The following is a 14703-nucleotide window of genomic DNA, read 5'->3' as shown; positions in this document are numbered from 1 at the left end:
TACACCTCATTAACGCGGATCGTGTCCACCACCACTTTCCGCCGTTACCCGACCGTTACCGTCCGTAGGCCCGGCGGCGCCCATCCGGCAGGATGGCCCCGTGCGCATCGACGACCCTTCGCTGTCCTGGCCCCTGCTCACCGTCGACCGGGCCGCGATCGAGCACAACATCGCGACGGTCGCGCAGCTGTACACCGGCGCCGGCATCGGGTTCGCGCCGCACGTCAAGACGCACATGTCGCCCGGGATCTACCGCCGTCAGGCGGCCGCCGGGACGTGGGGCGCCACCGTCGCGACTCCCGGCCAGCTGCGCGAGGTCGTGTGGTGGGGCAAGGTCGGCATCCGCGCCCGGGTGCTGCTCGCGAACGAGCTCACCGACCCGCGCGACGCCGCCTGGCTCCGCGACGCGCTGGACTCCGGCGACGTCGAGGAGGTCTGGGTCTACGCCGATTCCGCGGAGGGCGTCGCCCTGCTGGAGAGGACGTTCGCCACCGCCGTCTACCCCGAGCGCCTCGGTGTCCTCGTCGAGGTCGGAGTGCTCGGCGGCCGCACCGGGGTGCGCTCGATCGCGCAGGTCACAGCCCTCGCGCGGCGGGTCACGCAGGCCGGCCTGCGGCTGGTGGGCGTGGCGGGCTACGAGGGCCCGGTCGCGTCCGGCACCAGCGCGGCCGAGCTCGAGGCCGTCGCCGGCTGGTGCGCCGACCTGCGGGCGGCCGCGGCGCGCATCGCCGGGATGGCCGACGGCGACGTCGTGCTCAGCGCCGGCGGTTCCGCGCACGCCGACGTCGTCCTGCGCGAGCTGACCAGGCCGCTCGCCGACCCGGCGGGCGCTCCCGTGCCGGCCCGGGTGATCCTGCGCTCCGGCGCCTACGTCGCCCACGATCACGGCCACTACCGGCGCGCCGACCCGTGGACCCGGCTCGGCGTGGCGCCGCTGCGCCCCGCGCTGACGGTCTGGGCGCAGGTGCTGTCCGTCCCCGAGCCCGGGTGGATCATCTGCGGGGCCGGACGCCGTGACGCGTCGTCGGACATCGACCTGCCGGTGCCGCTGACCGTCCGCGCGGTGGACGACGCCGGACGCCTCGGCGCGCCGCGCGACCTGCCCGAGGGCTGGGGACGCGTGACCGCCCTCAACGACCAGCACGCCTACGTCCAGGCGGACCCGGCGGTCACGGCCGCCGTCCGGCCGGGCGACGTCGCCGGCCTCGGCATCTCGCATCCGTGCACCACGTTCCAGCTCTACCGGACGGCTTACCTGACCGACGGCGACGAGATCATCGAGCAGCTGCCGCTCGCCTTCCACTGACCGCTGACCGCACGCAGGCTACGGGCGGACACGCCGGGCTACGGGCGGACAGCCCGCCATGGCCGGACGGGCCCGGCCACGAGTAGACAGCCACCACAGCTGGACACGCCCGGCCACGAGTGAACACGCCCGGCTACGGGCAGACAGCCCGCCACGGCCGGACGGGCCCAGCCACGAGTAGACAGCCCACCACAACCGGACACACCCGGGCTACGGCCGGACAACGCCCGCCACGGGCAGAGAGGATCGCCATGCGCAAGGAAGCCATCTCGACCGACGCCGCGCCGGCGCCCGCGCACACCTTCCACCAGGGGGTGCGCAAGGGGCCGTTCGTGCAGGTGAGCGGGCAGGGCCCGGTCGACCCGGCGTCGGGCGAGTACCTGTACCCGGGCGACGTCGGCGCCCAGACGACCCGCACCCTGGAGAACGTCCGCGCGATCGTGGAGGCGGCGGGCGCGACGTTCGACGACGTCGTCATGCTGCGCGTCTACCTCACCACCCGCGACGACTTCGCCGCGATGAACGAGGCCTACGGGGCGTTCGTCCGGGAGCACTCCTCGTCGGGAGTCCTCCCGGGCCGCACCACGGTGATCGCGGGGCTCCCGCGAGAGGAGATGCTGGTGGAGATCGACGCCCTCGCCATCAACTGACCGTGGAGACGGGGCGGGCGATGCAGTCGGCCGACCGTCGGGGGAGGTCGGTCCGAAGTCGAGAAGTCGGCCCCTCAAGGAACCGACCGCACGGACAGCAGACCGACTGCTCGACAGCAGGCCGACGGCATCGGCCCACCCCCGCGATCTCTCAGCGACCGGACGGGCGGAGAGGGCCGCCCGGGGTGGCGCCCGTGAGCGCGCCCGCTCGGAGGACCTGGACCCCGGCGACCAGGACGTCGTCGATGCCGGCCGCGACCACGCGCGGCAGGGCGTAGGTGGCGCGGGCGCGGATCGTGTCCGGGTCCGCCAGGACGACGTCGGCCGCCGAGCCCGCCGTCAGCGCGCCGCGCCCCGCGAAGCCGAAGCGGCGGGCGGCGCGGCCCGAGAGGTGCTCGGCGGCGTCGTGCCACGACCAGTCGCCGGAGCCGACGCGCTCCGCGAGCAGTGCCGCGAACGCGCCCCAGCCGCGCGGGTGCGGGCGTCCGCCCAGGTAGATCGCGTCGGAGCCGCCCAGGTGGGCGGGGTGGTTCGCGAGCGCCCGCACGGATTCCGCGGAGTTCGTGGGCGGCTGCTCGAACACGCACGTCGCCCGCAGCTCGGTCGCGGTGAGCACCTCGACGACGGCGGCGGCGGGGTCGAGCCCGAGCAGGCGCGCGACGTCGGGCAGCGTGCGCCCCTCGGCCCAGGTCAGGTTGCGCCGGCCCGTCCGCGCGGGGACGGACGCGAACGTGACGCGGGGCCAGAAGGCGGCCAGGTCGCCGAAGTGCTCGCGGCGCAGGCGCGCGACGACGTCGTCGTCCCCGAGCGCCGCGAGGGTCGCCCCCGGATCGGCGAGCGGCAGCCAGCCGGGCAGCGCCACCATCGCGAGGATCGAGCATCCGCGCAGGTAGGGGTAGGAGTCGAAGGTGACGTCGAGTCCGTCCGCGCGGGCCTCGTCGACGTAGCCCGCCAGTTCCCCGGCGGGCCCGTGGTAGTGCGACACGTGGGTCGCCGCCCCGGACGCCCGCGCGACCCGCACGAGCTCCGCGAAGGCGTCGCCCGCCTTGTCCTCGTACCCGCGCATGTGGCTGACGTGCGGCAGCCCGCGCTTCGCGACGACGGTGGCCAGCGTGACCAGCTCGCGCTCGTCGGCGTACCCGCCCGGCAGGTACTCCAGCCCGGTCGAGAGCCCGCAGGCGCCGTCGTCCAGCGCCTGCCGCAGCAGGCGCGACATGCGGGCGAGCTCCTTGAGCGTGGCGCGTTTCGGGTTGCCGCCGAGCACCTCGTGCCGGATGGTCCCGTGCGGGGCGAGGTAGGCGACGTGCACGGGGACGACGCCGTCGTACGTCGCGAGCAGCTCGCGCACGCGCGGCCCGCGGTAGCCCGGGTGCTCGCCGAGGATCCCCGCGAAGTACTCCCCCGCCCAGCGCCCGTCGCCCGGCGCGTACGACACGCCGTCCTGCCCGGTCACGACGGTCGTGACGCCCTGCCGCAGCAGGGCGTGCTGCACGTCGGGGTCGAACACCGCGCCTTCTGCGTGCGAGTGCGCGTCGATCAGCCCGGGCAGCGCGACGCGCCCGGCGCCGTCGAGCACGCACCCGTCGATGCCCGACGCCGCCCGGGCGGGCTCGACGGCGATGATCCGGCCGGCGGAGATCCGCAGGTCCCTCGGCGGGGAGAGTTCGCCGCCGGGCTGCGGGATCCGCACGCCGCGGACGACGGCGACGCCCCGGGGATCAAGGTGGGCAGGTGTGGTCGGTGCTTTGTCGAGCGGTCGGCCGGATGTCCGTGCGGCCGGTCCCCCGGGGAGCCGACTGCTCGCCATCGGACCGACCTCGCGCGACAACCGACCGACCAGGTCCCGCGGTGCGCCCGGCACGCCGGGGCGTCGCTGCCAGGGGCGCGGTCCGTCCGGTGGTCGGTACTCCACGCCGTAGGCGTCGAGCCTGGGTAGGTGATGCGTGGCCAGCCGGTCGAGGAATTCCGCCGACGACGGCGAGCCGGGCGCGCGATCGGCCCGCGGTGACCACAGCGTCTCCGCGACGGCGGCGAGCCGGGGGAAGGTCGCGTAGTCGATCCGCCGCGCGGAGTCGAGGTGCTCGGTCCACACCTGGGCCTGGCCTCCGAGCAGGCGACCGGCGCCCGCGCCGCGAGCGCGCCGCGGGCCCGTGCCGACCTGGCCATCAGGGTCGGAAGCCCGCCTGCCGGCCGACGCCGCGTCCTCGTCCGGGTCGTAGGCGAGCACGTCCTCGAGGGTGCGGACGAAGCCGACCGGGACCGGCTCGTCCGGCCGATCGCTCGCGCGATGGTCCAGGTAGTAGGCGTGTTCGGGCGCGACGACGACGTCGTGCCCGGCCGCGAGCGCCCGCGCGGCGACCCCGGGACTGCCGGACCGCCAGGCCATGACGACGACGTCGGCGGGCAGGTCCGGCCCGAACGCCTCGTCCCAGACGACGGCCCGGCGGCCCAGCCCGCGGACGTGGTCCGCCAGGCGCGCGACGAACCAGCCGTGCAGGCGGGCGACGTCGGGTTCGCCGGCGCGGCGGGCGTCGTCGGATGCGGCCGCGCGGCCGGCATCGTTGGGTGCGGCCGCGCGACCGGCGTCGTCGGATTGAATCGCACGGCCATCGTTGGGTGTGACCGCATGGTGCGCATCGTCGGGTTCGATGGCACGGCCGGCGTCGTCGGGTCGGACCACGCGACCGGCACCGTCGGGTCGGATCGCGCGGCGGGCGTCGTCGGCGTCGGAGCCCGCGACCGCAGGTTCCTCGGGCGGGCGGCCGCGGCCGTCGTCGTCCCTCGGGCGGACGAAGCCGAGCGCCTCGGCGCGGGCGCGGATCGTGGGGGACGACTCCCACCGGTCGGTGGGGACCTCGTCACCGCCGAGGTGGATCCAGGGGGTGTCGAAGACGTCGGCGACCTCGTCGAGGACGTGGCGGAAGAAGGACAGGGCCTCGTCGGACGGGTCGAGGACGTCCTCGCTGATGCCCCAGGTGGTGCGGACGCCGCGGCGTTCCTTGCGGGTGCCGAGGAACGGGTAGGCGGCGAGGGCCGCCTCGACGTGGCCCGGGACGTCGATCTCCGGGACGATCTGGACACCGCGGGCGCGTGCGTAGGCGACGATCTCGCGCAGGTCGTCCTGGGTGTAGAAGCCGCCGTGGGGTGTCCCGTCCGGGGTTCCGGTGCGCCAGGTGCCGACCGTGGATTCCGCGCGCCAGGCGCCGGTGCGCGTCAGCTCGGGGTAGCGGCGCACCTCGAAACGCCAGCCCTGGTCGTCGGTGAGGTGCAGCTGCACCACGTTGAGCTTGTGCGTCGCGGCCAGGTCCACGAACCGCAGGACGTCGTGCTTGGGCAGGAAGCGGCGGGCGACGTCGAGCAGGACGCCCCGCCAGGCGAAGCGCGGGTGGTCGGTGATCGTGACGGCGGGGAGGGCGACGACGGCGCCCGGGTCCTCCGCGGATCCGGGGGCGTTGTTCACCGGTGCGCGGCGGAAGGCCGCGGCGCCGGCGAGTTGCCGGAGCGTCTGGACGGCGGCGTGGGCACCGGGTAGGTCGGCGCAGCGGACGACGAGCCGGGGACCATTCCGGCACCGGCCCGGGTCCGGCGCCACGGTATCGACGGCGTATCCGCCGGCGGGGAGATCGCCGTCGTCCCGGAACAGGATCTCCGCGGCATCGGACGAGACCAGCTCCACGTCGAGAGCGAACGCCTCGTCCAGGACGCGCCGCCACCAGCGCGCTGCCGGGAGCAAGCTCGGGGTGCACGAGATCCGCGAACCAGGGCGCAGCAGGACCACGCCGTCGTGCCGCTGCATCCATACAGCGGCAGGCAGGATCCCTGAGGCGCCGTCGGTCACGAGACGCAACCCTAACCTCAGCCGTTCGGTTGGCTGCCATCCCTCCCCGATGACATCCGGACGTGTGCCGAGCCGGTGCTGCGACGACAACGGGCCGGCGATGCCCCCTACCGAGCGACCCGTGGCGCAGGGCCGCGGCCAGCCAACGTCCCAGATCTACAAGAATACAAATCCATTGCAAGAAAAAGAACGGTCGAGGGTGATGGACGTGTGTTCAAAAAGAACCCTCTCAATACTCTTGACGCCGCTCAGCAGGAGGTGAAAAGCTCACCGGCACCCAACGAGCTCGGCCCACACCTCACGAGGAAATCTCGCGCGACCCGGACCCGCTCGGACGACGGCGGAGGGAAGGCCATGGGCGAGGAGATCACCGAGGGCGCCAAGGTGCAGGTCACCGGAGCGGCGAACTACGAGCGCGGGACGGTGGGCGTCGTGACGGCGGTGCGGCGCGGCTGGTGCGGCCAGGAGGCGGTCATCGAGGTCCGGGGGCTGCTGCGCAGCCGCAAGATCACGACGCAGGTATCGGACCTGACCAAGCGGGACTGAGCCGGCGCCGGGCGCGGCGGGCCGCACCCGGAACGACGGAGTGCGGCGGCCCGACGCCGCCCGGGCCACGGAAACCTCAGCTGCCGGCAAGTTCCCTGCGGGCCCGCTCGGCGAACCGGGCGTTGCGTACTGCCTCCCCCAGGGGCACCCCAGCCTCCCGTTCGACGTTGATCACCCGCTGGATCGCGGGTAGCAGGTCGTGGACGACCAGCCTTTCCGCGGCCTCGGCGTTCCAGATCACGTCGAGGATCCGCTTGCACCACTTCTCGGCTGCCTTGCCGTCCGACGGCGGCTTCGCCGAACCAGCCAGCTGCTGCCGGATCAACGCCATCAGGTGGTACAGGGCAGGCCGGTAGCCGCGGCTGAGGCGCTGGGTCCGGATCAGCCACTCGAGCCGGTACCAGGTCGCCGTAGCCGTGTAATAGACGATCGGCGGCTGGCCCTCCCGGTACAGCTCCCCACCCCGCGCCTTCAGCAGATCCTGGAGGTGGCCCACGCGAGACGGTTCGTCGAGAAACATCGCCAGGTACGCCTTGCTGAGCTGAGTGCGGCTCACGACCCGGGTCTTCTCCACGTCCTTGCGCTCGCTGTACTGCTTGGCACGACGCTCGTAGAAGAGCTGCCGTGACTTCTCCTGGCCGAGGGCGAAGAAGTCTTCCAGTTCCTTGTGGAAGTCCTGCCGTGCGGACAGATCCTCGGCGCTGATCGGGGTCTGCTGGTTGGTCGCGGCGACGATCCCCTGGATCACGTCCTCGTCCGTCGAGTGAACGATGTGGACGCTGACGAAAACCTGGTCCGTGAGCTGATCGCGCTCGTGGAACAGCACGTGACAGGTCTGGCATCCGTTGACGATCTGGAAGTCATCGAGGACGAAGTTGTCACCGACCCGATCCATCTTCCGCGTCACGATCGTGATCCCGTTGTTCATCACGGCAAATCGCTGCCGCTTGACCGGATCTCGGAGCGTGCTGCGAATCTCCTTGTTCACGGCGTTGTATCCCTGGAAGGCCCGCACGTTGCTCTCGAACAGGTTCTCGCGCAGTTTCCCCGTGCCGTCGTCCAGGATCGTGCGGATGAGGTCCGGCGCGGCAACCAGCCCCACGAACGACTGTTCCACTCCCGGGGCGACCGGCACCGCGAACTGTTTGGGTACCGGCACATCGACGCGCACCGTGCTGGTCGCCTGCTGATACAGCTCGCGCAACTCCCGCCAGTTCACGCACCGCACGTCGGTCGCCTCGAATCGGTGGAGCCGATCCAGGCTCTTCTCGGCCGATCGCGCCTTCCTGCGGACCATCTCCGCGATCTGATCGCCGGTCGTCACATAACGAACGTGCAGTTCCGGAAGCCGGCCGGCCAGGCGGGCCGGCTCCTCGTACACCGCGTCCAGGCACTCGCGCAGACTCCTCACGTCGGCCGACACCTCGTAGGGGATCTCCCCCGCACCGCACAGATGACCGAGATTCTCGGCGAGGTCCGAGATCACCTTGGTCTCGAACTTGCTGCTGGTCTTGGCCTGGATGATCACCACCTGCACCTGCGGCCGTTTGCGCTGCTGCATCGCCGTGCGCACGTCCGCCGGGTCCCGGTACAGATCCCCGTCGATCAGCACGGCGTACGCGTCGATACCGAGGTCGTTGCCCCCGCCCGTGCGGTATGCGTCGGGGTTGAAGGGATCGTTGTGGTAAGAACTCAGCACGCAGTAGGCGGCGAACGCCTCGAACGCCTCAGGCTCCGGCAGCTTGGTCAGGTCCTGGTCCTGCTGGAACGCCTCCAGCAGGCTCTGGATCACTCTCTCCACGGCTGGTCCCCTTTTCCAGTGCGTGCACGGGCGTCGATCCCTGCCGGGCGCGGTCGATGACCTCTTCGACGGTCAGCGGGCTCGACGGGTGGTGGCTCAGGCAAATGGGAGTGCGGACCTTCTGGAACGCCAGCCCTTCGGCAACTGCATAGAACTGCCCGGCGCTCAGCCGGGAGATGTCCGGCACCGAACTGGACTTCGCGGCCGCCATCTCCCTGGCGGCCGCGATCTGCGACGGGCTGTTGAGGAAGCCGTAGAACTGTGTGGCGGCGTTGCCTGCGATCCGGTTGTGGATGCCCCGCGGCGCCTGCGTGGCGAACACCAGGCCGAGCCCGTACTTGCGTGCCTGCGAGGCCAGCGCGAGGGTGCTGTGCGTGCTGGCGGTCAGCGCGCCCGACGGAGCAATGGTTTGCGCCTCGTCCATGACCAGGAGCCCGCCGAGCGGCCGGTCACCCGCGGGGTGCCACTTGATCCAAGCGAACAGGGCCATCTGGAGCTGGTTGACGAAGCTCTGCCGTTGCACCTCGGCAGGCAGGCCCACCAGGCTGATCACGGAGATCCGGGCGCGCTTGCCGTCCGCCGGCGTGAGCAGCACACCGGGATCGACCGGTTCGCCCACCCCGCCGAACAACGGGTCGTTGATCATGGCCGCGCGCAACGTCTGCGCCATGTCCGAGGCCATCTCGCCCGCCCTGGCCAGCCGTGTCACGTCCTCGGGCAGGTCACCGAGCAGATCCAGGAAGTGGCTCAGCCCGCCGCCGTTCTCACGCGCGAAGTACCGCAGCGCCTGGTTGAGAACCGCGCGATGTTTCTCGGCCTTCGCCGTCGCGCCGTCGACGCGGGCTCGGGGTGCGAGCGCGGCCACGGCCGTGTCGATGGCCAGGCGGAACTCGTCCGGGTCGTCGGTGACGGCGGCGAAGTCGGGCAGCGGGCGGAACGTCAGCGGCCGCCCGGATTCCCGGCCGGGCGTCCAGACCACGACATCGGTGTCGCGAAGGTAGTCGTCGGCGCGTGCCGCGTCGTGAGGTCCCCAGGCCTGCGGCGGCTGCGGCCACGCGTCGCCGAGCCGCGCCAGGTCGTTGTTGGGATCGAGCACGATCGCGGACACGCCCCGCAGCGCGCACTCCTCGACCAGCCTGCGGATCAGCACCGTCTTGCCCGATCCGGACCCGGCGAAGATCGCGGTGTGCTTCCGCAACGCCTCCAGGGCGATCTCGATGGACGCCCCGGTGTCCATCCGGTTGCCCAGGTGCAGGGTCGCCGAGTCGGTCGTCACCGGTTCCGTCGGCATCGCGCCCGACGCCGTCTCGCCTGGGGCGTCCGCCACCGGGCCGGTGATACCGGGCACAGCGAGCGGCACGACTGCATCCGATGACCGTCCAGGTCCGGGTCCGGGATGCGGCACTTCCGGGGCGTCCTGGGCGTTGCCGAAGACGGCGCGCAGGAGCCCGGTGCGGCCGGCCGGGCGACGGCTGAGCAACCACGCGCTGAACCGGGCCGGCGGCTGGGTAGGGGCAAGCCTCTCCAAGGCGATGAAGGTACGGAGATCGGCCTCCAACGACTCCCTCGGAAGTTCGATCACGACTCCGCCGGCCGCCTCGAACTCCTGGACCTTCTGGCGGGTCTTGATGCCGTTCGACCACTCACCGGTGCGCAACAGGTAAGCCTTGCGCTTGGGCGCCGACGGATCGAGACCGGTCGTGTTCAGGACCCGGTCGATGCGGTTGATGACCGCTCGCCCGTCCCGCCATGCGATCGCCCGGAACGACCAGAAGACCTTGTCCTCGGTGCTCTCGTCCAGGGTCTGTTGCAGTTCGGCGTGCAGGGCTGGGTTACCGGCGGCCATCATCGGCACCGGTACCTCGTACTGGTAGCGTTCCTCGCCCTGCTCGGTGACCCACCACTTCAAGGCGGACCGAATGAGTTCCGGGACGCGCTGATCCTCCTGGCGCGGTTCGAACGCCCTGACAGTCTCGGCGACGACACCGGGATCGTTCACCAAGGCGATCAACTGCCCGTCGATCTGGCTGAGCATGCCGTCGTCTGCAGGCAGCGATGCCGGCTGCACGGCCGGCGCCGGTAGGTCGGCGCGGTTCGCCTCGACAAGGCTGGTCAGCTCGACGACCTCATCCGTTGCCAGGCACACCCGAAGATGGGCGTCGATCTCTCGGATGAGATCGCGAGGGGTGAACAGGTCGGCGTCGGCAAACGCTTCCGGTCGCACGGGCCAGCTGGGATACGGCGCAGTGAATCCGACCTTGGAGAACTTGCGGGTGAACCGCCTTTCGATGAGCACCCGCCCCACGCCTGGCTCCGGGATGGTGTCCAGTTGCTCGGCGCGGCGGAAGCGCTGTTCAACGGAGGCCGGCGCGTAGGCCCGGATTCCTTCCCAGACCGAATCCATGCAGGCAACCAGCACCAATGACCGGCGAGTAACCTCGCGCAACTGCATGAGACCGCTGCCGACTTCCTCAAAGAGCCGTTTCCTGGGTCCCATCGCATCAGATTCGACCTCAGGCTCCGCGAGCTCGGATGCGGCTCGCTCGGTCGAGTGTTCCGATTGCTGGATGAGCGTGTCGATCTGATCCAGGGCAATCACGCTCGGTCCGGCGAGAGCAATCAGCTCGAAGATTTCGCCGACAATCTCGTGCGGCGTGCCGGGGACTGCACGAAGGCCCCACTCGGCCCGCTCGTCGGCCACCGACTCAATCTCTGACGACAAGTACGCACGTCCGACCTCGCTGGTCGTCACGCTGCCCGCCAGCAGCAGCACCAAGGCTCGCAACGTGTGAGCGCATTCGAGGGCGATCCGCCGGTGGACTCGGCCCAGTGCCTCGACGATCTCGTCGAGTCCTGACCGCGTGGGCTTGTCGAGGCCCGTGAGCTGCCGGTGCAAGTGATCGGGCAGACCTAGTGTCCGGGACAGCTCCAATCCCAGGATCTCACCCTGCGGGACTCCGTCCTTGCCGGGCCGGAACAGGCCGTTGAGCACGTCGTGCACCACCCGCGGCCAGAACTCCCGCTCATGGCGTAGGTCAAGGGCGAAGAAGTACCCGCCCGCCGCGAGCACACTCGACCGCACGGTCGCGATGAGATGCGTCTTGCCTGAACCAGGCCGTCCGGTGACCACCACACCGATCGGGCTGTCGCCCGCGCTGAGCTTGGCGTCGTCGAAAGCACCCATGACCGTGCCGAACGCCGGACCGTTCAGGCCCGCGACGTGGATTTCCGGGTTCTCCCAGACGCCGTCCTTTCCGAGCGCCCAGGTGGTCCTGGTCAGTTCCTTCAATGCTTCGCGCTCGGCGGCCTTCATGGCCGTCCGATGGACAGCAGGTGCACGTCAGCACCACCCACACGCAGCGCGGCCGCCCTGTCCTCCGCGGTCAGCGTCTTCTGGTTGAACTCCGGGTTGAGCCGCACCGTCGGCTCCCGGACCAGCTGCAGCAATGCAGCATCCAGATCGGCGTGCCGAACGTCGCCGACAGCGCTCCGCACCCGTCTCAGGCTCACCCAGGCACCCGGCTCGGCGGCCAGCTCTGCATACACCGAGCGGATCCGGTCCGCGACGTCGGTGACAGGTGCGACGAACTCGTCGTCGAGCACAAAGACATCCGCGACCCGTAGATCGTTTCGCGCCATATAGGCCGCGAACCGGCGGGTCAGCCCGTACTGCAGCCGCGTCGCCTTCGGCGCGCCCGCCGGAGCTGGGCTACCCAGCTCGCCCCCGCAACGCCGCCAGCCCTCGTCCGTGAGCTCGTGCACCCATGCGCGGTACCGGCCGGTCTGCCATGCCCTGATATAGCCCAGCGCGAGCAGACGATCCCGCACCTTCTTCTCGATCTTGATACCCAGCTCGTCGGCGAGCTCCGCGTTGGACGCCTCTCGCGTCAGCGTCATCAGCGCTAGCAGCGCCGACCGTTCCGTCAGGTTCAGCTGGGAGTCCGCCATGGCGCAAAATGTACCCGGATTCCGACATGAGTGGCAGGGCATCGCCGCAGGCCGGAGCCGATTTCATCCCCATGAGTGATCCAGAGGATCGCCCACCAGAGGTGTCGAAGAGAACGGCGATCCGATGAGACCTGGAGTCGACACGGTCAGCGAGGAGGTGCGGGCTCCGTTCGGGCAGGATGTGACGTGCGGGCCGCGTGCGGGGCGTGCCAGTGGAAGCGGAGCGAGAGGATGCGCAGGGCGAAGACGAGGGCCGCGACGGCGGCCTCCAGCCAGACGCCGCGCCATCCCACGGCCCAGAACGCCGTGATGAGCGCCGCGCCCAGCATCGCCGGCAGCGCGTAGAGGTCGCCGGGGTCGAAGAGCTGCGGGTCGCGGTTGGCAACGACATCGCGCAGCAGGCCGCCGCCGACTCCCGTGGTCAGGCCGAGCAGGGCCGCGGCCACCGGGTTCATGCCGTGCTCGAGGGCCGTCACCGCGCCCGTCGTGCAGAACAGGCCCAGGCCCGCGGCGTCGAACACGAGAATGGGGCGCCGGAAACGGCGCACGGGACCGTGCAGGAAATACACGACGACGACGGCGGCCAATGGCGGCAGCAGATACACCGGATCGTCGAACGCCGTCGGCGTCACGCCGAGCACGATGTCGCGGACGACGCCGCCACCGAGCCCCGTCAGGGACCCGAGCAGCAGCGAGCCGACGATGTCGAACCCGCGCCGGGCCGCCAGCAGCGACCCGGACAACGCGAAGAAGAAGACCCCGAGCAGGTCGAACACGAGCGCCACGACGCCTACCTCGGGGTCGCCGGGCGGGCACGGGGCCGGTCGGGATCCAGGCGGGGCCCAGCAGCAGGGCGAGCGTCATGCGTCCACATCGAGAATCTCCTTCAGGAGCGGCCGGCCAGGCCGGAGACCAGCGTGAGGCAGCGCTCGACGAGGTCGTCGGCCGTCGTGTCCCACTTCAGGGCCGTGTGGTCGAGCTGGTGGTCGAGGGTCAGGGAGGCCAGGCCGTGGCCCAGGGCCCACAACATCGTGCCGAGGCCCGCCTGGTCCTCAGCGTCGACGTCGTGCAGCAGCCTGGCCAGCGCTCCGAACGCCTCCTCCATGGCGGACTGCACGTCCGGATGCTTCTCGGGCTCCGACAGCTCGTGCCGCCACATCACCTGGAAATGGCCCGGCCGCCGCCGCGCGAAGTCCAGGTAGCAGCGCACCAGGGCGGGAGCGGCGGCGGCCCTCGTGGTGCGGCCGACGGCGTCGATGTCGGCGGCGAGCTCCCGGAATCCCTGTGCCGCGATGGCGGACAGCAGCGCCGCCCGGTTCGGGAAGTGGTGGTACGGCGCACCAGGGCTGACGCCGGCCTCGCGGGCGACGCGGCGCAGGCTCACCGAGCCGATGCCCTCGGACTCGATGAGACGCACCGAGGCGTCGACGAGCTCGGTGCGCAGCGCGCCGTGGTGATAGGTGTCGCGCTTCTTCCCGGTGGTGGACACACGCCGATCCTAGGTCGGACCCAGGGCTTGACACCGCCGCCACCCCAATCTGTACAGTGCTCATATTCTAATCACCGTTCAGATTGAGGTCGTCGAATGCCCACCACACTCGTGACCGGCGCGACCGGGTTCGTCGCCGGACACGTCATCGAGGAACTCCTGGCCCACGGCCATCGCGTGCGCGGCACGGTCCGGTCCCTCCACGACCCGGAACGCGTCGCCCACCTGCGTGCGCTCGCCGCGCGAACCGGGGGGTCGCTGGAACTCGTCGAGGCCGACCTGCTCGACGACGCCGGCTGGGCCGATGCGGTGGCGGGGTGCGAGTACGTGCTGCACGTGGCCTCGCCGTTCCCGGCCACGATGCCCCGGGACCCGCGGGAGCTGGAGCGTACCGCCGTGGACGGCACGCTGCGCGTGCTGCGGGCGAGCGCCGAGGCCGGCGTGCGCCGCGTGGTCACGACGTCATCGGTGGCCGCCGTCTCGGCGGGCCGCCCGCGCGGCGAGACGCGGGTGCGGGACGAGTCGGACTGGGGTGACCCGGAGCTCGCCCCGCCCTACCCGCGCAGCAAGATCCTCGCCGAGCGCGCGGCCTGGCGGTTCGCGGGCGAGCACCCCGAGGTGGAGCTGACCGTGATCAACCCCGGCATGGTGCTCGGCCCGATCCGGCACGCGGCGGCCGGCACCTCCGTCGACACCGTGCGGCGCCTGCTGAACGGCGATCTCCCGGCAGTGCCGCGGCTGGGGTTCTGTCCCGTCGACGTGCGCGACGTGGCCCGCGCGCAGCGGCTCGCCCTGGAGACGCCGCACGCCGCCGGGAAGCGGTACGTCTGCGCCGGGGACAACCTGTGGTTCGGCGACATGGCGCGAATGCTCGCCGAGGAGTTCGGGCCGCGCGGCCACCGCGTCCCCACCCGCCACATGCCCTACGCGATGCTGTGGGCAGCCTCTCGGTTCGACGCCAACCTGCGCCTGGCGCTCACCTTCGCCGGCCGTCCGGAACTCGTCAGCGCCCGGCGGGCCCACGAGGACCTGGGCTGGACGATGCGCCCGATCCGCGAGACCCTCGCCGACACGGGTGACAGCCTGATCGCGCACGGTCTCGTCACCCGCTGAACCCGGCCGCGC

The 14703-nt window shown here is 71.4% G+C and carries 10 protein-coding genes; 4 read left to right on the top strand and 6 right to left on the bottom strand.

Annotated elements, in window-relative coordinates; all coding sequences use genetic code 11:
• Positions 1–100: 100 nt before the first annotated feature.
• Positions 101–1306: an alanine racemase gene (locus ABD208_RS04065; RefSeq protein ID WP_344099745.1), complete on the top strand. Its 1206-nt coding sequence runs from the start codon at positions 101–103 to the stop codon at positions 1304–1306.
• A gap of 251 nt (positions 1307–1557) precedes the next feature.
• Positions 1558–1956 (top strand): RidA family protein, encoded by a 399-nt coding sequence (locus tag ABD208_RS04060; RefSeq protein WP_344099743.1) that lies wholly within the window; start codon positions 1558–1560, stop codon positions 1954–1956.
• 151 nt (positions 1957–2107) lie between these two features.
• On the opposite strand, the gene ABD208_RS04055 is transcribed toward ABD208_RS04060, so the two are convergent.
• On the bottom strand, positions 2108–5794 hold the full coding sequence (locus tag ABD208_RS04055) for a family 20 glycosylhydrolase (RefSeq protein WP_344099741.1): 3687 nt from the start codon (positions 5792–5794) through the stop codon (positions 2108–2110).
• Positions 5795–6148: 354 nt separating this feature from the next.
• Between ABD208_RS04055 and ABD208_RS04050 the strand changes: the two genes are divergently transcribed.
• Positions 6149–6340 (top strand): hypothetical protein, encoded by a 192-nt coding sequence (locus ABD208_RS04050; RefSeq protein ID WP_344099739.1) that lies wholly within the window; start codon positions 6149–6151, stop codon positions 6338–6340.
• Between the two features lie 76 nt (positions 6341–6416).
• Here ABD208_RS04050 and ABD208_RS04045 read toward each other — a convergent pair whose 3' ends face one another.
• The 5 genes from ABD208_RS04045 to ABD208_RS04025 all read right to left on the bottom strand — a co-directional run bounded on the left by ABD208_RS04045 (position 6417) and on the right by ABD208_RS04025 (position 13578).
• Positions 6417–8141 carry an AIPR family protein gene (locus ABD208_RS04045; RefSeq protein WP_344099736.1) on the bottom strand — a complete coding sequence of 575 codons (1725 nt, stop codon included), beginning with the start codon at positions 8139–8141 and terminating at the stop codon, positions 6417–6419.
• Positions 8068–11454, bottom strand: coding sequence for a helicase HerA domain-containing protein (locus tag ABD208_RS04040; protein ID WP_344099734.1), 3387 nt, complete (start codon positions 11452–11454; stop codon positions 8068–8070). Before ABD208_RS04040 ends, ABD208_RS04045 begins: the two co-directional genes overlap by 74 nt.
• Positions 11451–12089: a hypothetical protein gene (locus ABD208_RS04035; protein ID WP_344099732.1), complete on the bottom strand. Its 639-nt coding sequence runs from the start codon at positions 12087–12089 to the stop codon at positions 11451–11453. The genes ABD208_RS04040 and ABD208_RS04035 overlap by 4 nt, the downstream gene beginning before the upstream one ends.
• Positions 12090–12235: 146 nt before the next feature.
• On the bottom strand, positions 12236–12874 hold the full coding sequence (locus ABD208_RS04030; protein WP_344099730.1) for a trimeric intracellular cation channel family protein: 639 nt from the start codon (positions 12872–12874) through the stop codon (positions 12236–12238).
• Positions 12875–12975: 101 nt separating this feature from the next.
• A complete protein-coding gene (locus ABD208_RS04025; protein WP_344099728.1) occupies positions 12976–13578 on the bottom strand; it encodes a TetR/AcrR family transcriptional regulator in 603 nt (200 codons plus the stop codon).
• A gap of 96 nt (positions 13579–13674) precedes the next feature.
• Between ABD208_RS04025 and ABD208_RS04020 the strand changes: the two genes are divergently transcribed.
• The gene (locus ABD208_RS04020; protein ID WP_344099726.1) at positions 13675–14691 is read left to right on the top strand and encodes an SDR family oxidoreductase; all 1017 of its coding nucleotides are present in this window, start codon (positions 13675–13677) and stop codon (positions 14689–14691) included.
• Positions 14692–14703: the final 12 nt, after the last annotated feature.

This window comes from Myceligenerans crystallogenes (assembly GCF_039529775.1).
Classification (GTDB): domain Bacteria; phylum Actinomycetota; class Actinomycetes; order Actinomycetales; family Cellulomonadaceae; genus Myceligenerans; species Myceligenerans crystallogenes.
The sequence above is the reverse complement of the archived record's forward strand: the minus strand, read 5'-3'. Positions and strand labels throughout refer to the sequence as shown.